At 70.2% G+C, this 23,037-nt stretch carries 23 protein-coding genes; 7 read left to right on the top strand and 16 right to left on the bottom strand.

What is annotated here, in order from left to right; translation table 11 throughout:
- Positions 1 to 85: 85 nt before the first annotated feature.
- Together ACX1D0_RS07650 and ACX1D0_RS07655 are read left to right on the top strand one after the other, a co-directional pair.
- On the top strand, positions 86 to 853 hold the full coding sequence (locus ACX1D0_RS07650; RefSeq protein ID WP_459020275.1) for an NAD-dependent epimerase/dehydratase family protein: 768 nt from the start codon (positions 86 to 88) through the stop codon (positions 851 to 853).
- Between the two features lie 114 nt (positions 854 to 967).
- On the top strand, positions 968 to 2,749 hold the full coding sequence (locus ACX1D0_RS07655; RefSeq protein WP_459020276.1) for an Ig-like domain-containing protein: 1,782 nt from the start codon (positions 968 to 970) through the stop codon (positions 2,747 to 2,749).
- A 110-nt stretch (positions 2,750 to 2,859) separates the two neighbouring features.
- Here ACX1D0_RS07655 and rpsQ read toward each other — a convergent pair whose 3' ends face one another.
- The 14 genes from rpsQ to ACX1D0_RS07725 all read right to left on the bottom strand — a co-directional run bounded on the left by rpsQ (position 2,860) and on the right by ACX1D0_RS07725 (position 14,771).
- On the bottom strand, positions 2,860 to 3,138 hold the full coding sequence (gene rpsQ, locus ACX1D0_RS07660) for a 30S ribosomal protein S17 (RefSeq protein ID WP_459020277.1): 279 nt from the start codon (positions 3,136 to 3,138) through the stop codon (positions 2,860 to 2,862).
- 2 nt (positions 3,139 to 3,140) lie between these two features.
- The gene (gene rpmC / locus ACX1D0_RS07665) at positions 3,141 to 3,374 is read right to left on the bottom strand and encodes a 50S ribosomal protein L29 (protein WP_182782377.1); all 234 of its coding nucleotides are present in this window, start codon (positions 3,372 to 3,374) and stop codon (positions 3,141 to 3,143) included.
- The gene (gene rplP / locus ACX1D0_RS07670; RefSeq protein WP_459020278.1) at positions 3,374 to 3,793 is read right to left on the bottom strand and encodes a 50S ribosomal protein L16; all 420 of its coding nucleotides are present in this window, start codon (positions 3,791 to 3,793) and stop codon (positions 3,374 to 3,376) included. Before rplP ends, rpmC begins: the two co-directional genes overlap by 1 nt.
- A 2-nt stretch (positions 3,794 to 3,795) precedes the next feature.
- A complete protein-coding gene (gene rpsC / locus ACX1D0_RS07675; protein WP_459020279.1) occupies positions 3,796 to 4,611 on the bottom strand; it encodes a 30S ribosomal protein S3 in 816 nt (271 codons plus the stop codon).
- Between the two features lie 2 nt (positions 4,612 to 4,613).
- Positions 4,614 to 5,015, bottom strand: a complete 402-nt coding sequence (rplV, locus tag ACX1D0_RS07680; protein ID WP_459020280.1) for a 50S ribosomal protein L22 — start codon at positions 5,013 to 5,015, stop codon at positions 4,614 to 4,616.
- A 27-nt stretch (positions 5,016 to 5,042) separates the two neighbouring features.
- A complete protein-coding gene (gene rpsS / locus ACX1D0_RS07685; RefSeq protein WP_459020281.1) occupies positions 5,043 to 5,324 on the bottom strand; it encodes a 30S ribosomal protein S19 in 282 nt (93 codons plus the stop codon).
- Positions 5,325 to 5,342: 18 nt separating this feature from the next.
- Entirely contained in the window at positions 5,343 to 6,179 is an 837-nt protein-coding gene (gene rplB, locus ACX1D0_RS07690) for a 50S ribosomal protein L2 (protein ID WP_459020282.1), read from the bottom strand.
- Between the two features lie 33 nt (positions 6,180 to 6,212).
- Complete coding sequence (gene rplW, locus ACX1D0_RS07695) at positions 6,213 to 6,524, bottom strand: 50S ribosomal protein L23 (protein ID WP_459020283.1); 312 nt, start codon at positions 6,522 to 6,524, stop codon at positions 6,213 to 6,215.
- Entirely contained in the window at positions 6,521 to 7,264 is a 744-nt protein-coding gene (gene rplD / locus ACX1D0_RS07700; RefSeq protein WP_459020284.1) for a 50S ribosomal protein L4, read from the bottom strand. Before rplD ends, rplW begins: the two co-directional genes overlap by 4 nt.
- Positions 7,261 to 7,920: a 50S ribosomal protein L3 gene (gene rplC, locus ACX1D0_RS07705; RefSeq protein WP_459020285.1), complete on the bottom strand. Its 660-nt coding sequence runs from the start codon at positions 7,918 to 7,920 to the stop codon at positions 7,261 to 7,263. Before rplC ends, rplD begins: the two co-directional genes overlap by 4 nt.
- Positions 7,921 to 7,928: 8 nt before the next feature.
- Entirely contained in the window at positions 7,929 to 8,240 is a 312-nt protein-coding gene (rpsJ, locus tag ACX1D0_RS07710; RefSeq protein WP_015071250.1) for a 30S ribosomal protein S10, read from the bottom strand.
- Between the two features lie 273 nt (positions 8,241 to 8,513).
- A complete protein-coding gene (pflA, locus tag ACX1D0_RS07715; protein ID WP_459020286.1) occupies positions 8,514 to 9,389 on the bottom strand; it encodes a pyruvate formate-lyase-activating protein in 876 nt (291 codons plus the stop codon).
- A complete protein-coding gene (pflB, locus tag ACX1D0_RS07720) occupies positions 9,386 to 11,656 on the bottom strand; it encodes a formate C-acetyltransferase (RefSeq protein WP_459020287.1) in 2,271 nt (756 codons plus the stop codon). Before pflB ends, pflA begins: the two co-directional genes overlap by 4 nt.
- A 160-nt stretch (positions 11,657 to 11,816) precedes the next feature.
- A complete protein-coding gene (locus tag ACX1D0_RS07725; protein ID WP_459020288.1) occupies positions 11,817 to 14,771 on the bottom strand; it encodes a glycoside hydrolase family 2 TIM barrel-domain containing protein in 2,955 nt (984 codons plus the stop codon).
- A 120-nt stretch (positions 14,772 to 14,891) separates the two neighbouring features.
- Here ACX1D0_RS07725 and ACX1D0_RS07730 point away from each other — a divergent pair, with 120 nt between their 5' ends.
- The 5 genes from ACX1D0_RS07730 to ACX1D0_RS07750 all read left to right on the top strand — a co-directional run bounded on the left by ACX1D0_RS07730 (position 14,892) and on the right by ACX1D0_RS07750 (position 21,634).
- On the top strand, positions 14,892 to 16,715 hold the full coding sequence (locus ACX1D0_RS07730) for a DUF294 nucleotidyltransferase-like domain-containing protein (RefSeq protein ID WP_459020289.1): 1,824 nt from the start codon (positions 14,892 to 14,894) through the stop codon (positions 16,713 to 16,715).
- Positions 16,712 to 17,380 (top strand): exonuclease domain-containing protein, encoded by a 669-nt coding sequence (locus ACX1D0_RS07735; RefSeq protein ID WP_459020290.1) that lies wholly within the window; start codon positions 16,712 to 16,714, stop codon positions 17,378 to 17,380. The genes ACX1D0_RS07730 and ACX1D0_RS07735 overlap by 4 nt, the downstream gene beginning before the upstream one ends.
- Positions 17,381 to 17,441: 61 nt before the next feature.
- Positions 17,442 to 18,827 (top strand): cryptochrome/photolyase family protein, encoded by a 1,386-nt coding sequence (locus tag ACX1D0_RS07740; protein ID WP_459020291.1) that lies wholly within the window; start codon positions 17,442 to 17,444, stop codon positions 18,825 to 18,827.
- A 66-nt stretch (positions 18,828 to 18,893) separates the two neighbouring features.
- On the top strand, positions 18,894 to 20,648 hold the full coding sequence (locus ACX1D0_RS07745) for a DEAD/DEAH box helicase (RefSeq protein WP_459020292.1): 1,755 nt from the start codon (positions 18,894 to 18,896) through the stop codon (positions 20,646 to 20,648).
- A gap of 29 nt (positions 20,649 to 20,677) precedes the next feature.
- Complete coding sequence (locus ACX1D0_RS07750) at positions 20,678 to 21,634, top strand: glutathione S-transferase family protein (RefSeq protein ID WP_459020293.1); 957 nt, start codon at positions 20,678 to 20,680, stop codon at positions 21,632 to 21,634.
- Positions 21,635 to 21,694: 60 nt separating this feature from the next.
- Here the strand turns inward: ACX1D0_RS07750 and ACX1D0_RS07755 are convergent, their stop codons facing one another.
- Positions 21,695 to 22,141 carry an Hsp20/alpha crystallin family protein gene (locus ACX1D0_RS07755; RefSeq protein ID WP_459020294.1) on the bottom strand — a complete coding sequence of 149 codons (447 nt, stop codon included), beginning with the start codon at positions 22,139 to 22,141 and terminating at the stop codon, positions 21,695 to 21,697.
- A 137-nt stretch (positions 22,142 to 22,278) separates the two neighbouring features.
- Positions 22,279 to 23,037 (bottom strand): SDR family NAD(P)-dependent oxidoreductase, encoded by a 759-nt coding sequence (locus tag ACX1D0_RS07760; protein WP_459020295.1) that lies wholly within the window; start codon positions 23,035 to 23,037, stop codon positions 22,279 to 22,281.

Genomic DNA, 23,037 nt, shown 5'->3' on the forward strand with positions numbered 1-23,037 from the left:
ACGATCCGAGTGCTGAGGATCACTCTACCCCACGCGTTCCGCAGAGGCCGCATCGTGCGTCGTCCCCGCTGGCAGGATGGACGTCATGGCACCGCGCAGACTCCTCATCACTGGCGCCACCGGCGGGATCGGGGCGCTCCTGGCGCGCCGATTGCGCGGCGAGTACGACCTCGTCCTCCAGGGGCGCCACCCCGACGACGACGACCCGGACACCATCCGCATCGCCGACCTCACGGACTACGACGCCACCCTCGCGCTCATGGAGGGGGTGGACACCGTCGTCCACATGGCGGGCGCGGCGTCGCCCGAGTCGACGTGGGACGCCGTGCTGAGCGCCAACATCATAGGCCTGCGCAACGCGCTGGAGGCCGCCCGTGAGGCCGGGGTGCGGCGCTTCGTCTTCGCCTCGTCCAACCACGCGATGGGGATGTACGACCGCGACGAGCAGTGGCCCGTGTATCCACACATGCTCCCCCGCCCGGACTCGCTCTACGGGGTGTCGAAGGTGTTCGGCGAGGCGCTCGGCCGCTTTTACCACGACCAGCACGGCATGGACTTCATCTCGCTGCGGATCGGCTGGAGCACGAAGGACACCCTCGGCACGGATCTCGATCTGCTGCGCGCGATGTGGTTGAGCGAGGACGACACCGTCGAGGTGGTGCGGTGCGCCATCGAGGCACCGGTCCGCTTCGGTCTCTACTACGCCGTCTCGGACAACCCCAACCGTCGCTGGGATCTCACCAACACCATGCTGGAGCTGGGCTACCGTCCCAGGGACTCGTGGACGGACCACTCCCCGGCGGGGGAGGACACGAACCAGCCCACTCCGGACTCCTGGCCCGAGGGCTCCTGAGCCCGAGGGACGGCGGCCGGACCGTTCTCCACAGGCCGGGCTTGACCTGGGAAAGGCGCGGTGCTCTCACCAAGAGTGGTGCGAACCCCACCGCAACCAGGAAGCCCCCTGATCATGAGACCACGCCCCGCCCTCGTCCTGCTCATCACCGTCATCCTCACCCTGCTCGTCGCGCCCGCCCCGGCCGATGCCCGGCCCCAGGACGGCCCGTTGGCCGGCGCCGGGCACACCGTGTCCATGCCGCGCACGGGGCGGGACTGGTACGGCGCCTACCACCTGGGGCAGGTCACCGCCTACTGCGCCGACCTGATGTCCGCGCCGCCGCGGCGCGCCACCGGATGGACCGAGCTGCCTGCCGGCACGCCGCTGACCAAGCAGTCGGGGGTTGCCGGCGGCGCCCCGGTCCCCCACGGGAACGGCACCACGACCGTCTCCGACGCGGAGGCGGCGGACCTCGCCTGGGTCCTCACCCACACCGGGCAGAGTCCCGCCGCGGACACCGGTGCCGCCGTCGAGCACTTCGTCCGGCTCCGCACGGTCGACGGCGCCGAGCAGACAGCCCGCGAAACCGAGCGCTGGTCGGCGGTGACCGCGGCCCATCCTGGGGCGCGCACGGAGTTCGAGAGGCTGACACGCGAGGCGGCCAGATTCGCGGGACCGTACACGGCCCACCTGGACTGGGTGGAGCGCCCGACGCTCACGGAGCCCAGCGGGCTGCTGCGGGCATCGGTGACCTCCCGCTCCGGGGTCGCTGTGCCCGGCATCACGGTGTCGGTGGCCGGCACCGGGGCGGTCACTGTGTCGGCACCCCCGTCCGTCACCGATGGCTCCGGCGTTGCGAGGTTCGGCGTGACGATGCCCCTGCCAGGGTCGGACCCAGTCGACGGCGGGGTCACCGTCACGTTCTCCGGGCTCGCAGGCGCAGCCCCGCGTGTCTTCGTGCCCTCCGAACGGACCGTCCAGCGTCTGCTGCTCGCGCCCGCCCGGGTGTCGGTGGCGGCCGGCGCAGAGGCGTCGCTCTCGCCACGCTTCACACCCACGGTCAGCACGCGCACCCGCAACGTGGTCGCCCTGGCCGGCGAGGCCGCGGTGGACATCGTGACCCTGACCGGTGGTCGCCCCGGTGCACGGTTCTCCGGCACCACCACCCTCTACGGCCCGTTCACATCCCTCGACGACCTCGCCGCTGCCACGCCCAGCGACGAGCGGCGGGTGGGCGAAGCACATTTCTCCGGGCGCTACGGCGAGGACGGCTCGGCGGAGGCGGCCTCCACGTCCCTGTCGTTTCCCGAGGCCGGGTATTACCACTGGGCAGAAGCGCTCGCCCCGGCCGAGTTCGTCTCCCCTCCCCCTGCGCCCGGGTGGCCGCAGCAGCCCGAGACGAGTCTGGTGCTCGCCCCGTCGGTCACCACGGAACTGAGCCCCCACGGGACCGCTGAGGCGGGTGTGGAGGCCTCGGACGCACTGCGCCTCGACGGGGTGCCGGGGAGGGCGGTTCCGGATTCGTCCGAGGTGACCATCGTCGCCAGCGGCCGCCTGGTCGGCCCGGTGGCACCGCGCGTGGCGGGGGCGTCCACCAGCTGTGAGGCGGTGGAGTGGTCACAGGCGCCGACGGTGGCGAGTTATGACGCACGTCCCCTGGAGACGGCGGTGACCACCGGGCTCGCGCGAGCCCACCTGACCGAACCAGGTTGCTACTCCGCCGAGGCCACGGTCACCCTCACCCACACGAGCCGGGCCCCCATCGTCGTGCGCCACGAGCTCGGCCATCCCACGCAGACCCTGCTGATCACCGCGCCACCCGAGCCCAGCCCGACGCCCGCTCCGACGCCCACACTGCCGGTACCGGTCACGACGCCGCAGTCCCGGCCTGGGCTGCCATCGACGGGGTGGTGAGCAACGGGCTCGCGCTGGTGCCGCACTGACCGACCGGCAGCTCGGCAGCCTCCGGACACACGGAAAGGCCCGCCCCCACGGGGACGGGCCGATCTGTGCGTGCGCTTGACTTACTTGGCGCGCTCGATGATCTCGACCAGGCGCCAGCGCTTCTGCGCGGACAGCGGACGGGTCTCCATGACGCGGACCCGGTCGCCGATGCCGGCCGAGTTCTCCTCGTCGTGCGCCTTGAGGCGCGAGGACTTCGTCATGACCTTGCCGTACAGCGGGTGCTTCACACGGTCCTCGACGAGGACCACGATCGTCTTGTCCATCTTGTCGGACACGACGACGCCCTGCACGACCTTGCGGGCGCCGCGCTGTTCAGTGGTGGTGATGTCTTCGCTCATATTCACTTCTCCTCAACAACCGGCTCGTCGACGATGCCGAGGTTGCGCTCCTGCAGAACGGTGTAGATGCGTGCGATGTCCTTGCGGACGTTGCGCATCCGGCTGCTCGACTCCAGCTGGCCGGTGGCAGCCTGGAAACGAAGGCCGAACAGCTCCTCCTTCAACTCAACGACCTTGGCGTTGAGTTGATCACGCGACAGACCACGCAGGTCGTGTGCGGCGAGAGAGTTACTCATCAGATGTCACCTGCTTCGCGCTTGATGAAGCGTGCCTTGAAGGGCAGCTTGTGGATGGCCAGACGCAGCGCCTCGCGGGCCACGTCCTCCGGCACGCCGGAGAGCTCGAACAACACGCGTCCGGGCTTGATGTTGGCGATCCACCACTCGGGGGAACCCTTGCCGGAACCCATGCGGGTCTCGGCAGGCTTCTTGGTCAGGGGGCGGTCCGGGTACACGTTGATCCAGACCTTGCCGCCACGCTTGATGTGGCGGGTCATGGCGATACGAGCGGCCTCGATCTGACGGTTGGTCAGGTACGAGGACTCGAGCGCCTGAATGCCGTACTCACCGAAGGCGAGCTTGGTGCCGCCCTTGGCCGCACCGTCACGCGTGGGGTGGTGCTGCTTACGGAACTTCACGCGACGAGGAATCAGCATGATCAGGCTCCTGCGTTCTCGGTGGCGGGCGCAGCCGGGGCCTCAACCTGGGCTGCGTCGGCGCGACGGCGACCGCCGCGCTCGGGACGATCCCCACGAGCCTCGCCGCGAGCCGGGCGACGGCCCGGACGCTGCTGACGGCCACCGGGGGCGTTATTGCGGGCGGCCTTCTGGGCAGCACGCTCGGCGCGGGTACCCACGACGTCGCCCTTGTAGATCCACACCTTGACGCCGATCCGGCCGAACGTGGTGCGGGCCTCGAAGAAGCCGTAGTCGATGTCGGCGCGCAGCGTGTGCAGCGGCACGCGACCCTCGCGGTACCCCTCGGAGCGCGACATTTCCGCGCCACCGAGACGGCCCGAGCACTTGATCTTGATGCCCATCGCGCCGGAGCGCATGGCGGTCTGCTGAGCCTTGCGCATCGCGCGGCGGAAGGCCACGCGGGCACCGAGCTGCTCGGCGACACCCTGGGCCACGAGCTGCGCATCGATCTCGGGGTTCTTGACCTCGAGGATGTTCAGCTGGACCTGCTTGCCGGTCAGCTTCTCCAGCTCGGCGCGCACCCGCTCCGCCTCGGCGCCGTTACGGCCGATGACGATGCCCGGACGTGCGGCGTGCAGGAAGATGGTGACGCGCTCCGAGCGACGCTCGATCTCGATGGACGAGACCCCTGCGCGCTCGAGGGTCTTGGTGAGGTAACCGCGGATCTTGACATCCTCACCCACGAACTCCGAGTACTGCTTGTCGCTGTACCAGCGGCTCGTGTGATCGGTGGTGATGCCGAGGCGGAAGCCAATCGGGTTGATCTTTTGGCCCATAATCAGGCTCCCTTCGTCTCGCGGGGTTCGACGACCACGGTGATGTGCGCACCGCGCTTGAGGATGCGGCTGGCCGAACCCTTCGCTCGGGGGCGGATTCGCCGCAGGGTCACGCCCTCGTCGACGAACGCCTTGGAGATGTACAGGTCGTCGGACCGCAGCGCCTCGGCGCTCTCCGCATTGGCCACGGCCGAAGCCACAACCTTGTAGACCGGCTCGGAAGCCGCCTGCGGTGCGAACTTGAGGGCGACCAGGGCGTCCTTGACGCTCATGCCGCGGACCAGGTCGACGACGCGACGCACCTTGGTGGGGCTCATCCGGACGTGGCGCGCGATGGCGTACGAGCCAGGACGATCACCGAGCAGGTTCTCGCGACGACGGCTGTTGCCGTTCTCGTTGCTCATAGTTGATTCAGTTCCTTATCTCGCGCCTCAGCGGCGACGGGCCTTTTTGTCGTCCTTCACGTGACCCCGGAAGGTGCGCGTGGGAGCGAACTCGCCCAACTTGTGACCGATCATCGCCTCCGTGACGAACACCGGGATGTGCTTGCGGCCGTCGTGCACTGCGATGGTGTGCCCGAGCATGTCGGGGATGATCATCGAGCGACGTGACCAGGTCTTGATGACGTTCTTGGTGCCCTTGTCGTTCTGAACATCCACCTTCTTCTGCAGGTGGTCGTCGACGAAGGGGCCCTTCTTCAAGCTGCGTGGCATTTTTCCTCAGGCTCCCTATCAGCGCTTCTTACCGGTCTTGCGACGGCGGACGATCAGGCGACTGCTCGCCTTGTTCTTGTCGCGGGTGCGGCCCTCGGGCTTGCCCCACGGCGACACGGGGTGACGGCCACCGGACGTGCGGCCCTCGCCACCACCGTGCGGGTGGTCGACGGGGTTCATCACGACGCCGCGGACGGTCGGGCGGATGCCCTTCCAGCGGTTGCGGCCGGCCTTGCCCCAGTTGATGTTGGACTGCTCGGCGTTGCCGACCGTCCCGATCGACGCGCGGCAGCGGATGTCCACCAGGCGCATTTCGCCCGAGGGCATGCGCAGGGTGGCGAACTTGCCTTCGCGGGCGACGAGCTGGATGGCGGCGCCGGCCGAGCGGCCGAGCTTGGCGCCGCCGCCGGGGCGCATCTCCACCGCGTGCACCGTGGTGCCGACGGGGATCTGGCGCAGCTCGAGGTTGTTGCCCGGCTTGATGTCCGAGCCCTCACCGGCGGTGACGACGGTGCCCTGAGTCAGGCCGTTCGGCGCGATGATGTAGCGCTTCTCGCCGTCGGCGTAGTGCAGCAGCGCGATGCGGGCGGTGCGGTTGGGGTCGTACTCGATGTGAGCGACCTTGGCCGGCACGCCGTCCTTGTCATAGCGCTTGAAGTCGATGATGCGGTAGGCCTGCTTGTGGCCGCCACCGATGTGACGCGTGGTGATGCGTCCGGTGTTGTTGCGGCCACCGGTCTTCGGCTTCGGCGCGAGCAGCGACTTCTCCGGCGTGGAGCGCGTGAGTTCGACGAAGTCTGACACGCTGGAGCCGCGGCGGCCCGGCGTGGTCGGCTTGTACTTACGGATACCCATGAGTTTTCGTTCCTTCTCTCAGTGGCTCGCCGGTCAGGAGACCGGGCCTCCGAAGATGTCGATGCTCTGGCCCTCAGCGACGGTGATGATCGCACGCTTGGTGTCGACCTTCTTGCCGTACCCGTACTTCGTGCGGCGACGCTTGCCGGTGCGGTTGAGGGTGTTCACGGAGGTGACCTTGACGTCGAAGATGGCCTCGATGGCGATCTTGATCTCGGTCTTGTTGGCGTCCGGGGAGACGATGAAGGTGTACTTCCCGTCATCGAGCAGGTTGTAGCTCTTCTCGCTCACCACGGGACGCAGGATGACGTCGCGGTGATCGCGGATCTTCAGCGATGTCGTCACTGGTCCTTCTCCTCAGTCTTCTTGGTGGCCTTGGGGGCCTCGTCGGCCTGGCTCTCCTCGGCTGCGGCCTCGGACTCGGTCGCCACGGCCTTGACGGACTTCCCCGTCGGCGAACCGGCGGTGAAGGCGGCCAGGGCTGCGGAGGTGAAGACCACCTTGTCGTTGGCGAGCACGTCGTAGGTGTTGAGCTGATCGACGGCGAGCGCGTGCACCGTGGGGACGTTACGCAGGCTCAGCCAGGCGACGTCCTCGAAACGGTCGAGCACGACGAGCACCTTGGACAGGTCACCGGCCACACCGGTCAGCGCCGCGATGGCACCCTTCGTCGAGGGCGTCTCGCCCGCGACGATCTCGGAGATGACGAACACGGCCCCTTCGCGGGCCCGGTCCGACAGCGCGCCACGGAGGGCGGCCGCGATCATCTTCTTGGGGGTGCGCTGGTCGTAGCTGCGGGGCTGCGGTCCGTGGACCACACCGCCACCGGCCCACTGCGGGGCGCGGCGCGAACCCTGACGGGCGCGGCCGGTGCCCTTCTGGCGCCAGGGCTTGATGCCACCGCCGCGCACCTGGGCGCGGGTCTTGGTGGAGTGCGTGCCCTGACGGGCCGCGGCCAGCTGGGCCACGACCACCTGGTGGATCAGGGGAATGTTGGTCTGCGTGTCGAACAGCGCGGCGGGGAGATCGGCCTTGCCGGCCTTCTTGCCCTTGGCGTCGACGACGTCAACGGTCAGGTCGCTCATGAGACGACACCCTTCTTGGCTGCGCTGCGGACGACGACGAGCGACCCGTTGTTACCCGGGATGGCGCCGCGGACCAGCAGCAGTCCACGCTCCGCGTCGACGGCGTGGACCTTGAGGTTCTGGATGGTGACCTTCGCGTTGCCCATCCGGCCGGCCATCTTCATCCCCTTGAACACCTTGCCGGGGGTGGAGCAGCCACCGATGGAGCCCGGCGAGCGGTGCTTGCGGTGCACACCGTGCGAGGCCTTGAGGCCGTGGAAGCCGTGGCGCTTCATGACGCCCGCGGTGCCCTTGCCCTTGGTGGTGCCGGTCACGTCGACGATCTCGCCGTCGGCGAAGAGCTCAGCGGTCAGCTCCTGGCCGAGGGTGAACTCCGACGCATCGGCGGTGCGGAGCTCGACGAGGTGCTTGCGGGGGGTGACGTCGGCCTTGGCGAAGTGTCCCGCGGACGGCTTGGTCACCTTCTTGGCCTTGATCGCGCCGAAGCCGAGCTGGACGGCTGAGTAGCCGTCCGTGTCCGGCGTGCGGACCTGCGTCACGACGCAGGGACCGGCCTGGATCACGGTCACGGGGACGATCTTGTTGTTCTCGTCCCACAGCTGGGTCATGCCGAGCTTGGTGCCCAGGATGCCCTTCACAATTCGTTCACTCATCACTTCAGACCTCACGGGAGCTTGATCTCGATATCAACGCCGGCAGGCAGGTCGAGACGCATCAGCGAATCGACGGTCTTCGGCGTCGGATCGAGGATGTCGATCAGGCGCTTGTGCGTACGCATCTCGAAGTGCTCGCGGCTGTCCTTGTACTTGTGGGGCGAACGGATCACGCAGAACACGTTCTTCTCCGTCGGCAGCGGCACCGGGCCGGCCACCTTGGCGCCCGTGCGAGTCACGGTGTCGACGATCTTGCGCGCCGAGCTGTCGATGACCTCATGGTCATAGGCCCGCAGTCTGATGCGGATCTTTTGTCCAGCCACGTCGTTCCTTCTTCTCTAGCCCTGTGGAAATTTCACGTTCCTGCGGGGTATAACCCCTTGTCACTCCAACCCCCGAGGTCGGGAGTGTCGGGGCCTCGGCCACAAGTTGAGGTACACCTTCCGGGTGGGAAGGCCACATCTCGCGCTTGGGCGTCTGCTCGACCTCGCTCGTGGGGCATGGCGTCACAGGACACCGACCCCTCGCGGAGCAACCGGACCATTCTGGCACGGCCCGGGCGGGCTGCCAAATCGGGGCGTGCCGCGCGCCGGGACTCAGTAGGCCAGGAGCCCGCGGGACCGGAAGACGGCCCGCGCCGCGTCCACGTCCTCCGGCGACGGTGGGCGCGTGTCGCTGAGAGCGTAGACCATGCCCAGCTCCGCCCACTTGTCCCGGCCCATCTGGTGGAAGGGCAGGACCTCGACCCGCGTGAGGCCACGGAGCGTGGCCGCGTAGTCGGCGACCCCGGCGATCGTGACGGGGTCGTCGGTCAGCCCTGGGACCAGGACGAACCGGATCCAGGTCTCGATCCCCAGATCGGACAGGCGCCGGCCGAACTCGAGCGTGGGAGCCAGTTCGCGTCCGGTGACCCGACGGTGGGTGGCGTCGTCACCGGCCTTGACGTCCAGGAGGACCAGGTCCACGTCCGCCAGCATCGAGTCCGTGGCGCGCCGGCCGAGGAAGCCCGAGGTGTCCAGCGCCGTATGGATGCCCATCTCCCGTGCCCCCCTCAGGAGCCGGGCGGCGAAGGCCGGCTGCTGCAGGACCTCCCCGCCCGAGAGGGTGATGCCGCCACCGGCGGCCCGGAACACCCCGCGGTACCGCCGGAACCGCGCCAGCAGGTCGGTGGCCAGCACCGGCAGCCCGCGCGAGGCGGCCATCGTGTCCGGGTTGTGGCAGTAGAGGCAGCGCAGCGGGCACCCGGCCAGGAACGTGGTCATCCGGGTGCCCGGGCCGTCGACGGCGGTGACCAGCTCCCACGAGTGCACGGACCCCACCTCCCCCGACCGCTGGGCGGCCAGGAGCTCGGAGCGGGTGAGGTGGTGCGCCACCGGAATGCCGCCGAGCATCGCCGACGCCCGCGGCCGCCGTTCGACCGGAGCCGCGACCCTCGGGCCCACGGATCCCGGGACCGTCAGGGTCAGCGTCACAGGGCCTCGTGGAAGGTCCGCGACAGCACGTCGAGCTGCTGCTCGCGCGAGAGACGCACGAAGTTCACCGCGTACCCGGACACGCGGATGGTGAGCTGCGGGTAGTTCTCCGGGTGCTCCATGGCGTCGAGGAGGGTCTCGCGGTTGAGCACGTTGATGTTGGCGTGGTAGAGCCCCTCCCCCATGCCGGCGTCGAGGATGCCGACGAGATTGGCCACGCGCTCGGCCTCGGTGCGGCCCAACGCCTGGGGCGTGATGGTGTTGGTGAGCGAGATGCCGTCGAGGGCGTCGTCGTAGGACAGCTTGCCGACGCTCATCATGGAGGCGAGCATCCCGTGGGTGTCCGCCCCGTTCTCCGGGTTGGCGCCGGGCGCGAACGGGGTGCCGGCCGCGTGCCCGCAGGGGAACGCGCCGGTGGCCTTGCCGTAGACCACGTTGGACGTGATGGTGAGCACGGACTGGGTGGGCACGGCGTCGCGGTACAGCCGGATACGGCGGATCTTGTCCATCACCGTCGACACCACGAGCTGGGCCAGCTCGTCGGCCCGGTCGTCGTCGTTGCCGTAGCGCGGGAAATCACCCTCCGTCAGGTAGTCGATCACCAGTCCCGTCTCGTCGCGCACGGGCGTGACCGTGGCGTACCGGATGGCCGCCAGCGAGTCCGCGACGATCGAGAGGCCGGCGATGCCGCAGCCCAGCGTGCGGACGATCTCATCGTCGTGCAGGGCCATCTCCATCGCCTCGTAGGCGTACCTGTCGTGGCAGTAGTGGATGATGTTGAGCGCCTCGACGTAGGTCTCGACGGCCCAGGTGAGCATCTCGTCGTAGCGCGCCCAGACGGTGTCGAAGTCCAGCGGCGCGTCTCCGGTGATCGGTGCGTAGCCCTCCACCACCCGCGCGCCGGTCATCTCGTCGCGCCCGCCGTTGATGGCGTAGAGGAACGCCTTGGCGGTGTTGAGCCGCGCACCGAAGAACTGCATCTGCTTGCCGATGGCCATGGGTGAGACGCAGCACGCGATGGCGGTGTCGTCGCCCCAGTGGCACCGGATCTCGGCGTCGGACTCGTACTGGAGGGCCGAGGTCTCGATGGAGATCAGCGAGCAGAAGTCCTTGTAGCCTGCCGGGAGTGCGGCGTCCCAGTAGATGGTGATGTTCGGCTCGGGCGCGGGGCCGAGGTTGCGCAGCGTCTGCAGCAGCCGGAACGACGTCTTCGTCACCAGGGTGCGGCCGTCGTCGGCGAACCCGCCGTCGGACCAGGTGGCCCAGTACGGGTCTCCGGAGAAGATCTGATCGTAGTCCTCGGTCCGCAGGAACCGGACGATGCGCAGCTTCGTGACCAGCGCGTCGATGATCTCCTGCGCCCCCTCCTCGGTCAGCGCGCCGGCGGCGAGGTCGCGCTCGGCGTAGACGTCGAAGAAGCCCGAGAGGCGCCCGATGCTCATGGCGGCACCGTCCTGGCTCTTCACGGAGGCCAGATAGGCCAGGTACGTCCACTGGACGGCCTCCAGGAACGTCGCCGCGGGGCGTGCCAGGTCGATGCCGTAGCTGGCGCCGAGGTTACCCAGCTTCTTCAGTGCCTTGATCTGCTCGGCGTGCTCCTCGCGGTAGCGCGCCCAGTTCTCCGAGAAGGGCTGGTCCGCGACGGAGTCGAGGTCGGTGCGCTTGGCCTCGATGAGCCGGTCGAGCCCGTAGAGGGCCACGCGGCGGTAGTCCCCGATGATGCGCCCGCGGCCGTAGGCGTCCGGCAGCCCGGTGATGAGGTGGGCGCTGCGGGCCTTGCGGATGCGGGGGCTGTAGATGTCGAAGACGGCCTCGTTGTGCGTCTTGCGGTAGCGGGTGAAGATCTCCTTGATCCGCTGATCCGGCTCGAGCCCCGCCTCCTTGATGGCGGTCTCGACCATCCGCCACCCTCCGGCCGGCATCATGGGCCGCTTGAGGGGAACATCGGTCTGCAGGCCGACGATGACGTCGTCGTCTGCGCAGATGTAGCCCGCCGGGAAGGCGTCGACGTCTCCGGGGATGTGGGTCTCCACATCGTAGACGCGGCGTGCGCGCTCCACGCTCAGGTAGTCGCGCTGCAGGGTCTCCCACACCGTGAGCGTCTTCGCCGTGGGGCCGGACAGGAAGCGCGCATCGCCGAGGTAGGGGGTGAAGTTGGCCAGGATGAAGCCGCGCACGTCGACCGAGTGCTGCCAGTCCCCCGGCTGGAATCCGCGCCAGGCATCGCCGGCGGAGGTGGTGGCGTGGAGGGTGGCCGAGGCCGTCATGGTGCTCCCAGATATCGGACGGTTGTGTCTGATCGGCAGCACCGCGGACCGACCACCGGGCGGTTCCGTCCAGGAGCCGGCCACCGCGGTGTCGCCAACGATGGAATTGATACTACTCCTCGTAGGAACCGCCGCGACCCCGCCCCCTTGTTGGTCCGACCTACTCGACGACGAACCCCACCGACCAGGCTGCCGCCCTCGGCCGGAGCATGTATTCGGGCCGCACGTCCGGGCCGCAGGACCGAGACCCCAGCCCGTGCTGCTGCGCGTCGAGGTACAGGTGCGTGGCGGTGGATGCCGGCAGCTCGTGCGGATGCCTGGCGGCGGTGACCTGGTGGGCGTCGTGCTCGCGGAGCGTGAAGCCGGGCAGCTCGCCCGCCGCTCGGTCCGCATGGATGCTGAGCCCGAGTTCCGGCAGCGCAAGCTCGCGCAGGTCCATCCTGTGGCCGCTCTCCTGCGGCACGGCGTAGGTGACGACGAGGTCCGCGACGCTGGACTGGAAGCGGCCCACGTACGCAGCGGTGGCCGAATCCACGTAGCTCTCGTGCGGCCCCGTGCCGAACCAGGCGGCCTGGCTGAGGCCGGCGGGCAGCTCGAAGTGCAGCCCGATCCGCGGCCATGTGCCCGTCCAGCCCTGCGTCGGCTCCGCGGAGGCGTCGAGGCGCAGGGCGTCGCCGTCGAGGCTCCAGATGAGCTGGAGTGTCACTGCCTGGCGGGTGGCTGCCGGGGCGTAGCGCTGCAGCACCGTCAGGCGCCCCGGGCCGGGGGTCACCGAGAGCACGCGGCGGTGCAGGCGGTCCAGGCCGGCCGCCCGCCACTGCTCGAGCCACGCGGGCGCCGGGGCCCCGACGCCGCGGGAGGCGGTGGCCTCGACGTCGACGTAGGAGTTGAACCCGGTCAGCGAGTCGTTCTCGGTAGGGGCGCGCCACAGCTCCAGCCTGGGGCCCCGGACGTCGCGGCCGGCCAGCTCCACGAGGTCGCCCGTACGCGCGTCGAAGCGGGCGGCCCCGAGCGCGTAGACACCCTCGACGGCAGCGGGCGGCTCGCCCGTCACCGGGGCGCGGGGAACGCGGGGCGCCTCCGCGAGCAGCGACTGGACCCGGCTGACCACGTGCCCGGCGCCGGCCCACGGCCCGTCCTCGGCGGTGACTGCCTCGACGGTGCGCCACAGCTCGCCCGCCGCCGGCGGGTGGAACGGGGGCAGCTCCACGCACACCAGCTCGCCGGGCGCGACGGTGCGGATGTCCACCTCGCCGGACGCGACCTCGCGGCCGTCCACCTCGTCGCGCCACACGATGCGCAGGTCCGCGGTGTCGCCGTCGTGTCGGCGGTTCTCCACACCCAGTTCCTCGTCGGTGATGGTGAGCTTGACCGGCGTCACGACGGCGGCGTACTCCGCCAGCATCGTGGTGGGGGTGCCGTCGGCCAGCACCATGCCGTCGCAGACGAAGGACCCGTCGTGCAGCTCCTCACCGAAGTCCCCGCCGTAGCCGAAGTACGGGGTGCCGTCGGCGGTGGCGGTGCGCAGCCCGTGGTCCCGCCACTCCCACACGAAGCCGCCGTGCCACTGCGGGAGGGTGTCGAAGCGCTCCTCGTAGTCGACGACGGCGCCCGCGCCGTTGCCCATGGCGTGCAGGTACTCGCACAGGATCATCGGCCGGGAGGCCAGCTCGGCCATGCGTCCTGGCGAGCCGTGCAGGTTGCGCCCGATGCCGGCCGACATGTCCTCCATCTCCTCCACGGTGGCGTACATGCGCGAGACCGTGTCGGTGTAGCGGCCCTCGAAGTCCGCCTCGTAGTGGACGGGGCGCTCGGGGTCGCGGCGGTGCAGCCAGGAGGCCATGGCCGCGGCGTTGGCACCGGTCCCCGACTCGTTGCCCAGCGACCAGGCGACGATCGACGGGTGGTTCTTGTCGCGCTCGAACATCCGCTCGGCCCGGTCCAGCAGCGTGTCTCGCCAGCGGGGGTCGTCGGTGGGGTTGTCCACCCAGCCGCCGCGCTCGAAGCCGTGGGTCTCGAGGTCGCACTCGTCGATCACCCACAGCCCGATCTCGTCGGTGAGGTCGAAGAAGTCCGGGTGCGGCGGATAGTGCGAGGTGCGCACGGCGTTGATGTTGTGCCGCTTCATGAGGTGCAGCTGCGCGCGCACCGAGTCCTTGTCGAACACGCGGCCGTGATCCGGGTCGTACTCGTGGCGGTTGACGCCGCGGATGCGCAGCTTGCGGCCGTTGACGCGCCACTCGTGGCCCACGATCTCGATCCGCCGGAACCCCACGCGCAGCGTCCGGGTCTCGGCGGCGTTGCTCACCTGGGCGTCGTACAGGCGGGGGCGGTCCGCGCTCCACGGGTCGACGATCCCGGCCGGGATCGGGGCGACGTCGGCTTGGGACGCGAAGGTCGCGGCGAGGCCGAGCTCCTTGACGGTGACGGTGATCGGGTAGGCCGCGTCGGAGGCGCGGAGTTCGGGGATCAGGCGGCCCTCACCCGTGGCGGGGTCGACATCGGCGCGCAGCCACACGTCGTCGACGCCGGCCGAGGGACGGGCCAGTACGGTCACGGGCCGGAAGATGCCCGGCAGCCACCACTGGTCCTGATCCTCGACATAGCTCGCGGCCGACCATTGGTGCACCCGCACGTGCAGCACGTTGCGCCCGGGCCTCGCCTGGGCGGTGACGTCGAGCTCCTGCGCCAGGCGGCTGCCGCGCACCACGCCCACCTGCTCCCCGTTCAGCGAGGCGATGGCGAGCGACTCGACGCCGTCGAAGCGGAGGTGGACGCGCTCGCCGAAGCCCGCCGGAAGCTCGAACTCGACCCGGTAGTCGCCCGTCGGGTTGTCGTCGGGCACGAACGGCGGCTCTACGGGGAACGGGAAGTCGACGTTGGTGTACGCGGGCCTGCCCCAGTCGTCTCGGCCCTGCAGCACCCAGTGGCTGGGCACCGGGATCTCGTCCCACCCGGAGTCGTCGAAGTCCACGCCGGCGGCACCCCGCGGGGCCGCATCCGGCCTCGGCGAGAAGCGGAACCGCCACCGGCCGCTCAGGTCGATCTCGGGGGCATCAGAGGCGATCCGCGACCGCGGCTGGACCCGGTTCCCCGACCCAGGTGAGAACGACACGATCTCCGACACTTCTCTGCCTCCACTGTTCGACTGCCCCCTCACCCTATCCACAGACCGGAGGTCTCCACCGCAAGCCGGGGTAGGCTGCGGACACCGACCGATCAAGGGGGATCCGCCGTGTCCGAGCTCGCCGACATCACCGCGTTCCTCGCCGCCCGCGAGCCATGGTCGCTCCTACCACCCGGGCGCATCGCCGCCTTCGCGCAGCGGGCCGAGGGACGCTACGTCCGCCGCGGCACCGTGGTACTCGCCGCCGGCGCGGCGCCCACCGCCATGTTCCTGGTCCGCTCGGGCGCCGTCGAGATCCTCGACGCCGGCGGCAACCTCGTCGACCACGACGAGCAGGGCGCCTGCTTCGGCCAGTCGTCCATCATCGAGGAGCGTCCCTCGCGCTTCACCTTCACCGCACTCGAGGACACCCTGCTCTGGGCGTTCGCCCCGGACGTGGTGCGCGAACTCGTCGCCGTGCCGGAGGTGCGGCGGTACTTGACCGAGTCCCGGCTCAGCGACGTCACCCGCCAGGTCCCCGAGGGCGGCCCCGTACTGCAGATGCCGGTGGCCGATATGCTCACCCGCTCCCCCGTCACCATCCACTCCGGCGCCACCGTGGGCGATGCCGCCCAGGCGATGGACGAGGCCCGGGTGTCGGCGATCCTCGTCACCGAGGAGGAACGGCTGGTCGGGATCCTCACGGACCGGGACCTGCGCCGGGTGGTGGCACGGGCCGTCCCGCCGTCCTCACCCCTCGCGGAGACCATGTCCACGGCCCCGCACACCATCGCGCACGACGCCCTCGCGCTCGACGTGCTGCTGAACCTGGTGGAACACCGGATCCACCACCTGCCCGTGATGGACGGAGACACCATCCTCGGGATGGTCACCTCCGGCGACCTCATGCGCCTCGAGCGCTCGAGCCCTCTCTACGTGGTGGGCGACCTCGCCCGACAGTCGGACCCGGCCGGGCTGGCGCGGGTCATGGCCCGCGTGCCGAAACTGGTGGGCCGGCTGCTTCGTCAGGACGCCACCGCCGAGGACATCACCCGCATCGTCAGCCGGACCACCGAGGCGCTGTGGCAGCGCCTGCTGGACCTCGGCCAGGAGCGGCTCGGCCCGCCGCCCGTTCCCTACTGCTGGGTGGCGCTCGGCTCGCTGGCGCGCGGTGAGCAGGCGCTCGCCTCGGACCAGGACCACGCGCTGATCCTCAGCGACGACTATCGCGACGAGCACTCCGGGTACTTCGGGCAGCTGGCCGAGTTCGTCACCTCGGCGCTCGTCGAATGCGGCTTCCCGCGCTGCAAGGGAGAGGCCATGGCCACCAACCCTCGCTGGCGCAAGACGCTGGGGGCGTGGAGCCGTGAGTTCGGCACCTGGCTGGCCTCGCCCACGTCGGAGGCCGTGCTCAACTCGTCGATCTTCTTCGACATGCGGCCCGTGCACGGCGACCACACCCTCTACGCAGCGCTCCAGCACCGCGTCCTGCGGACCGCGCCGTCGTCCACGCGCTTCCTCGGTCACCTCGCCAAGCACGTCAACGACGCCGAGGTGCCCATCGGCTTCCTGCGCGGCCTCGTCGTCGAGAAGAAGGGCCAGCACCGCGCCCGGCTCGACATCAAGCTCGGGGGCATCAACCCCATCGTCGACGTCGCCCGCATCCACGCGCTCCACAAGGGCCTGCCACAGGTCTCGACCCGGGGGCGGCTCCTCGCGGCCGCCGAGCACGGCGCCCAGGTGGACAATCTGCTCGACGCCTACGAGTTCCTCGGCTACACGCGCCTCAAGCACCAGGGCCGGCAGGTGGCCGCCGGCCAGGAGCCCGACAACCACATCGACCCCGAGGACCTCTCCGACTTCGAACGCCGCCACCTGCGCGACGCGTTCTCCATCGTCGGCAAGGCCCAGTCCGCCCTCACCGTGACCTTCCAGACCCAGTTCATCTCATGATCTGGCCGTTCCGGCGCACCAACGCCGCCGCGGCGGCCAAGGTGCCCGAGGGCGCGCTGCGCCGCTTCCTCACCACCGAGCCGCAGCCGCGCCACACGCCGCTGGCCGAGGTGGCACTGCTGGCCATGGATTTCGAGACCACCGGCCTCACGCCCGGCACGGATCACCTGCTCTCTGTGGGCATGGTGGACGTGACCGGACTCAGCATCCCGATGGGAACCGCCACCAACTTCTACGTCAACCCCGGCCAGGAGGTGGGCCAATCCGCCGTCATCCACCAGATCACCGACGACGAACTCGCCGACGCCGTCACCAGCGCAGAGGCGGTGGAGGCCATCTTCGACCGGCTCACCGGACGGGTCCTGCTGGCCCACCACGCGGCCATCGAGGTGGGCTTCCTCACCGCGGCGGTGCGGCGGCTCCACGGCGTCAGCATCGACGTGCCCGCGGTGGACACGATGGTGCTGGGCCACCGCGCCCTCGGGTTCGACGAGGACCACCCGCGCGACGCCCTGCGCCTGTGGAAGCTGCGATCCCGCGCGGGCCTCCCGCGCTACCGCGGCCATGACGCCGTCGTCGACGCCCTGGCCTGTGCCGAGCTGTACCTGGCGCTCGCCCAGGAGCTGGGGGTCAGGGATCTCGGCCACCTCCTGCGCCTCTCGTGAACCCCCACAGTCCCACCGACCCCACCGTCCCGCCGTCCGGGCGGGCTGCCGAGGAGCCCTCATGAGCACCATCTGCTGGTTCCGGCGCGTGCTGCGCCTCGACGATCATCCGGCGCTGGTGGCCGCCGCCGGGGAGGGCGTCGTGGTGCCGTTGGTGATCCTCGACCCGGAGGAGGCTGCCGCCCACCCCGCCTCCGCCCAGCGGCAGGTGATGAGCCTGCCCGTCCTGGACGCCGAACTCCGTCGCCGCGGCAGCCGGCTCATCGTGCGCCGGGGACGGCCCGACGATGTTCTCGGCGCCGTCGTCCGCGAGGTCGGCGCGTCATCGGTCCACACCACACACGGCTTCCCGTTCTCCTCAGACGATGGCCTCGAGGACGCGGCGCGGCAGTCCGGTGCGCGCCTGCACCTGCACCCGGCGGCCGACCTCGTGCCCCGCGGCTCCGTACGCACCGGGTCCGGCGGCGTGTTCCGCGTCTACTCGCCGTTCTTCAAGGCGCTCAAGCAGGTCCCGATCACCGCGCCCCTGGAAGCCCCGGAGCTCGCCTCCCCCGACGACTGGCCGTCATCGGAGGGGCCGGACTGGCCCGAGGCCCGCCAGGCCATGCGACGCGGGTGGGACGTCGTGGCCGCCGCCGTGGAGCCCGGCGAGGGGCCCGCGATGCGTCGACTCGTCGATTTCCTCGACGAGCCGGTGACCGACTACCCGGTGCAGCGCGACGAGCCGTGGCGCACCGCCACCTCCGGGCTCTCCGACGCCCTCGCCGTCGGCGAGATCAGCGCCCGCCGGATCTGGCACACGTCGCTGCCCGCGTGGCGCGCCGGCGCGCCGGGGGTGGAGTCCTTCCTCTCCGAGCTGGCGTGGCGCGAGTTCGCCCGCGACCTCCTCGCCGAGGCACCCACGCTCGGGGAGCGGTGCTGGCGGCCCGAATGGGAGTCCTTCCCCTGGGACGGCGACGGCGAGTCCGCGGAACTCTGGCGCCGCGGCCGCACCGGCGTGGACATGGTGGACGCGGGCATGCGTGAGCTGTTCGCCACCGGCCGGATGCACAACCGCGTGCGGATGATCGCCGCCAGCTACCTGACCAAGCACCTGCTGACCGACTGGCGCGTCGGCCTGGCCTGGTTCGAACGGACGCTCACCGACTGGGACCCGGCGTCCAACGCCATGAACTGGCAGTGGGTGGCCGGCTGCGGACCCGACGCCTCCCCGTACTTCCGGATCTTCAACCCCGACACCCAGGCCACCAGGTTCGACCCGCACGGCGCGTACCGCCGCCACTGGCTCTCGCCGTCGGCGGAAGGCGCCCGGCGGTTCGCCGCTGCAGCCCCCGTCTCGTGGCACGTCGACCTCACCGAACGCAGCGAACCCACGATCGCGTTGAGCGACGGCCGCGCCCGGGCCCTCGCCGCGTACGAGTCGATGCGCGCCTCCCAGGGGAGCTGATCCGGGTGTCCCGGGCGTGTCGGGGCTTGGGCCCCGACACACCTCTTGGCTAGAGTCACCGACCGTATGTCTTCCTCCGCGCTGGACCACCTGTCTCCCGCCTTCCCGCAACGCGCGGCGTGGGGCACCGCGTCATCGCTCCGCGCGTGGCAGGCGTCGGCGCTGGATCAGTACGAGCGGGACCAGCCCCGTGACTTCCTGTGCGTGGCCACCCCCGGCGCCGGCAAGACCACCTTCGCGCTGCGCATCGCGACGGCCCTCCTGGCGTCGCGCACCATCCGCCGCATCGTCGTGGTCACGCCCACCGAACACCTGAAGGTCCAGTGGGCCGACGCCGCCGCCCGCGTGGGCATTCAACTGGACCCGGGCCTGGGCGGTTCGTCGCGCCGCGGCCGGGCCAAGGAGTACCACGGCTCGGCCGTGACCTACGCGGGCGTCGCGGCCCGCGCCTACGTGTACGAGGCGCTCTGCCACTCGAAGGAGACCCTGGTGATCTTCGACGAGATCCACCACGCGGGAGATTCCAAGAGCTGGGGCGAGGCCATCACCTACGCGTTCTCCCACGCCACCCGTCGGGTGGCGCTGACGGGCACCCCGTTCCGCTCGGACGACCATCCCATCCCGTTCGTCGCCTACGACGATGTGGCGCCTGGGGTGCAGCAGTCACGGGCGGACTACACGTACGGCTACACCGAGGCACTCGCCGACCACGTCGTGCGGCCGGTGCTGTTCATGAACTACGGCGGGCAGATGCGCTGGCGGACGAAGTCGGGCGACGAGTTGGGCGCGGACCTGGGCGTGCCCATGACCCGGGACCTGACCGCGCACGCGTGGCGCACCGCCCTGGCGCCCACCGGGGAGTGGATCCCCGCCGTGCTGCGGGCAGCCGACCGGCGGCTCACCGAGGTCCGGCGGCACGTCCCCGACGCGGCCGGCCTCGTGATCGCCACCAACCAGACCACCGCGCGCGCCTACGCCCGTCTCCTGCACGAGATGACCGGCACCAAGCCCTGCGTCGTGCTCTCCGACGACACCAAGGCCACCGCCCGGATCGACACCTTCTCCACCTCGGAGGAGCGGTGGATGGTGGCGGTGCGGATGGTGTCGGAGGGCGTCGACGTGCCACGCCTCGCCGTCGGGGTGTACGCCACCGCCACCTCCACCCCGCTATTCTTCGCCCAGGCCGTCGGCCGGTTCGTCCGCAGCCGTCGCCGCGGTGAGGTGGCCACCGTCTTCCTGCCCACCGTCCCGGTCCTGCTGGCGCACGCCGCGACCCTCGAGCGGCAACGCGACCACGTCCTCGGCAGGCCGAAGTCCGGTGATGCCGTCGACATCTGGGCCGAGACGGAGGCCCTCATCGAGCAGGCCAACCGCGGAGACTCCGCGTCCGACGATCTGCTCGGCCAGTTCGAGGCGCTCGAATCATCGGCCACGTTCGACCACGTGCTGTTCGACTCCCAGGCCTTCGGCATGCACGCCGAGCCCACCTCCGCCGACGAGCAGGACTACCTCGGGCTGCCCGGCCTGCTGGAGCCCGCCCAGGTCAGCGCCCTGCTGGCGGACCGGCAGCGCCGGCAGCTGAGGCGGCGTGAGCGCGACGACCGCAAGGCCGAGCCGGAGGTGGCGCTGCACCGGGCCCTGTCGTCGAAGCGCAAGGAGCTCAACTCGCTGGTGGCGCAGTACGCGCGCGCCAAGGGGGTGCCGCACAGCCACGTGCACGCGGACCTGCGGCGCGAATGCGGCGGCCCCTCGCTTGCCCAGGCCTCGCAGAGTGAGGTCGACGACCGCGTCACGGCCGTCCGGGCCTGGCTTCGCGGCTGACGCGCTGCCGGGACGGTTATCGTGGGGGCATGAGCGAGCACGACGAACACTCCACCGGCGGCGTCTACTCCGTCAAGGGCCGGGAGTTCACCCGCGATTCCACCTACATCGACACCCGCATCGTGGCGGAGCCTCGCCCTGGCACCGACGACCACCCCGTCGAGCCCGGGCGCTACCGCCTGATCGCGGCCTACGCCTGCCCCTGGGCCAACCGCAGCATCATCGTCCGCGACCTCCTCGGTCTGGAGGACGTGATCTCCCTGGGCACGCCGGGCCCCACGCATGATTCGGACTCCTGGACCTTCGACCTGGACCCCGGGGGCGTGGACCCGGTCCTGGGCATCCCACGGATCAAGGACACCTACGAGAAGCGCTTCCCGGGCTACCCGCGCGGCATCACCGTCCCGGTCATCGTCGACGTGCCCACGGGGAAAGTGGTGACCAACGACTTCCCGCAGATCACCGAGGACCTCTTCTTCGAGTGGAGAGCGTTCCACAAGCAGGACGCCCCGGACCTGTGGCCCGCCCACCTCCGCGACGAGATGGAGCAGGTGATGCGCCGCGTCTACACCGAGGTCAACAACGGCGTCTACCGGTGCGGCTTCGCCGGCTCGCAGGAGGCCTACGACGCGGCCTACGACCGGCTCTGGACGGCGATGGACTGGCTCGAGGAGCGGCTGGCGGGGCGCCGCTACCTCATGGGAGACACGATCACCGAGGCCGACGTGCGGCTGTTCACCACGCTGGTGCGCTTCGACCCCGTCTACCACGGCCACTTCAAGTGCAACCGCTCCAAGCTCACCGAGCTGCCCAACCTCTGGGGCTACGCCCGCGACCTCTACCAGACGCCGGGCTTCGGCACCAACGTGGACTTCGAGCAGATCAAGCGGCACTACTACGTGGTGCACACGGATCTCAACCCGCTCAGCATCGTGCCCAAGGGGCCGGACCTGAGTGGGTGGACCTCGCCCCACGGTCGCGGCTGACACCACGGGGACACGACGGCGGGGCGCCCCCGATGGGACGCCCCGCCGTTGCGGGAGCGATCAGCTCGCGGCTTGCGACTCGTCGACGCTGCCCTCGATCTGGTTGACCTGCGCGGAGTGCTGCACCTCGATCTTGCGGGGCTTGGCGGTCTCCGCCACCGGGATGGTGAGCTTCAGGACGCCGTCGGAGTACGAGGCGCTGATCCTGTCCGTGGCCAGGCCTCGGCCGAGTGTCAGCTGGCGGGCGAAGGTGCCCAGTGCCCGCTCACGGGTGAGCCACTGCGCGCCCTCGTCCTCGACGGGCGACTTGCGTTCCGCACGGACGGTCACGGTGGCGCCGTCCATGTCGATGTCGATGCTCCCCGGATCCACTCCGGGCAGATCGATGTGCGCGACGAACTCGTCGCCGGTGCGGTAGAGGTCCATCGGCATCGCCACGGAGGCCGGAGTGCGAGAGACGTCGCTCAGGAGGCGGTCGATGTCGCGGAAGGGGTCGAAGCCAGGCATGTGTGTGTCCTTTCTGTGTCATGAGTGCCGGACTCTTTGCCTTGAGTGTACCTCGCTCAACTACAAGGTCAAGCCCCTTGAGCGGAGGAGACTCAACGTCGCGACCTCGGACTCCAGGAGCCTTCGACGGGGTCCGGTCAGGCGTTGCCGCCCCCGTCCGCGAGGATGGCGGCGCCGGTGACGAAGCTCGACCGGTCGCTCGCCAGCCAGACCACCACGTCGGCGATCTCAGAGGGGAGCCCGACGCGGCGCAGTGGCCGATCCGCCGCGTCGGCGAGGAACGAGCGCATGTCCCACCCGATCTGGTCGGCCTCCGCGGCCAGCATGGGGGTGTCGGTGTCACCCGGGTTGACGGAGTTGACCCTGATGTTGGCCGGGCCGTGGTCGATCGCCATGGCGCGCGTCATGTTCACCACGGCGCCCTTGCTGGCGCAGTACGGCAGCGCCCGGCCCCCGCCTTTGAGGCCCCACCCGGACCCGGTGTTGATGATCGACCCACCGCCGGCGGCCTCGAGGAGGGGCACGGTGTGCTTGACCATGAGGAAGATGGCCCGCACGTTGACTGCGAAGCTGAGGTCCCAGTCCTCCACCGCAGTCTCCACCGCTGTGGTCCGCCGCACGATCCCCGCGTTGTTGAACACCACGTCCACCCCGCCGAACTCGTCCGCAACCCGCGCCACCACGCTCTCCACCGCGGCCTCGTCGGAGACGTCGGCACCGATGCCGACGGCCCGCCCGCCCTCGGCGACGATGCTCTGCGCCACGGCCTCGGCTGCCGCCCGGTTCAGGTCCACCACTGCGACGGCGGCGCCCTCGCGTGCCATGGCCCGGCAGGTGGCAGCGCCGATTCCTCCTGCGCCCCCGGTCACGATGGCGCGCTTGTTGAGCAACAGCAT

The sequence above is a fragment of the Tessaracoccus pujii genome, from assembly GCF_054483895.1.

Coding starts and splice junctions, on each gene's coding strand:
- pflB (WP_459020287.1), bottom strand. CDS start 11,656: ATGACGGCCTCGGCCACCCTCCACGCCACCACCTCCGCCGGCGATGCC.
- ACX1D0_RS07650 (WP_459020275.1), top strand. CDS start 86: ATGGCACCGCGCAGACTCCTCATCACTGGCGCCACCGGCGGGATCGGG.
- rpmC (WP_182782377.1), bottom strand. CDS start 3,374: ATGAGTAACTCTCTCGCCGCACACGACCTGCGTGGTCTGTCGCGTGAT.
- rplB (WP_459020282.1), bottom strand. CDS start 6,179: ATGGGTATCCGTAAGTACAAGCCGACCACGCCGGGCCGCCGCGGCTCC.
- rplD (WP_459020284.1), bottom strand. CDS start 7,264: ATGAGCGACCTGACCGTTGACGTCGTCGACGCCAAGGGCAAGAAGGCC.
- rplP (WP_459020278.1), bottom strand. CDS start 3,793: ATGCTGATTCCTCGTCGCGTGAAGTTCCGTAAGCAGCACCACCCCACG.
- ACX1D0_RS07740 (WP_459020291.1), top strand. CDS start 17,442: ATGAGCACCATCTGCTGGTTCCGGCGCGTGCTGCGCCTCGACGATCAT.
- ACX1D0_RS07735 (WP_459020290.1), top strand. CDS start 16,712: ATGATCTGGCCGTTCCGGCGCACCAACGCCGCCGCGGCGGCCAAGGTG.
- ACX1D0_RS07750 (WP_459020293.1), top strand. CDS start 20,678: ATGAGCGAGCACGACGAACACTCCACCGGCGGCGTCTACTCCGTCAAG.
- rpsS (WP_459020281.1), bottom strand. CDS start 5,324: ATGCCACGCAGCTTGAAGAAGGGCCCCTTCGTCGACGACCACCTGCAG.
- ACX1D0_RS07655 (WP_459020276.1), top strand. CDS start 968: ATGAGACCACGCCCCGCCCTCGTCCTGCTCATCACCGTCATCCTCACC.
- ACX1D0_RS07755 (WP_459020294.1), bottom strand. CDS start 22,141: ATGCCTGGCTTCGACCCCTTCCGCGACATCGACCGCCTCCTGAGCGAC.
- ACX1D0_RS07760 (WP_459020295.1), bottom strand. CDS start 23,037: ATGCTGTTGCTCAACAAGCGCGCCATCGTGACCGGGGGCGCAGGAGGA.
- rpsC (WP_459020279.1), bottom strand. CDS start 4,611: ATGGGCCAAAAGATCAACCCGATTGGCTTCCGCCTCGGCATCACCACC.
- rpsQ (WP_459020277.1), bottom strand. CDS start 3,138: ATGAGCGAAGACATCACCACCACTGAACAGCGCGGCGCCCGCAAGGTC.
- ACX1D0_RS07745 (WP_459020292.1), top strand. CDS start 18,894: ATGTCTTCCTCCGCGCTGGACCACCTGTCTCCCGCCTTCCCGCAACGC.
- rplV (WP_459020280.1), bottom strand. CDS start 5,015: ATGAGCAACGAGAACGGCAACAGCCGTCGTCGCGAGAACCTGCTCGGT.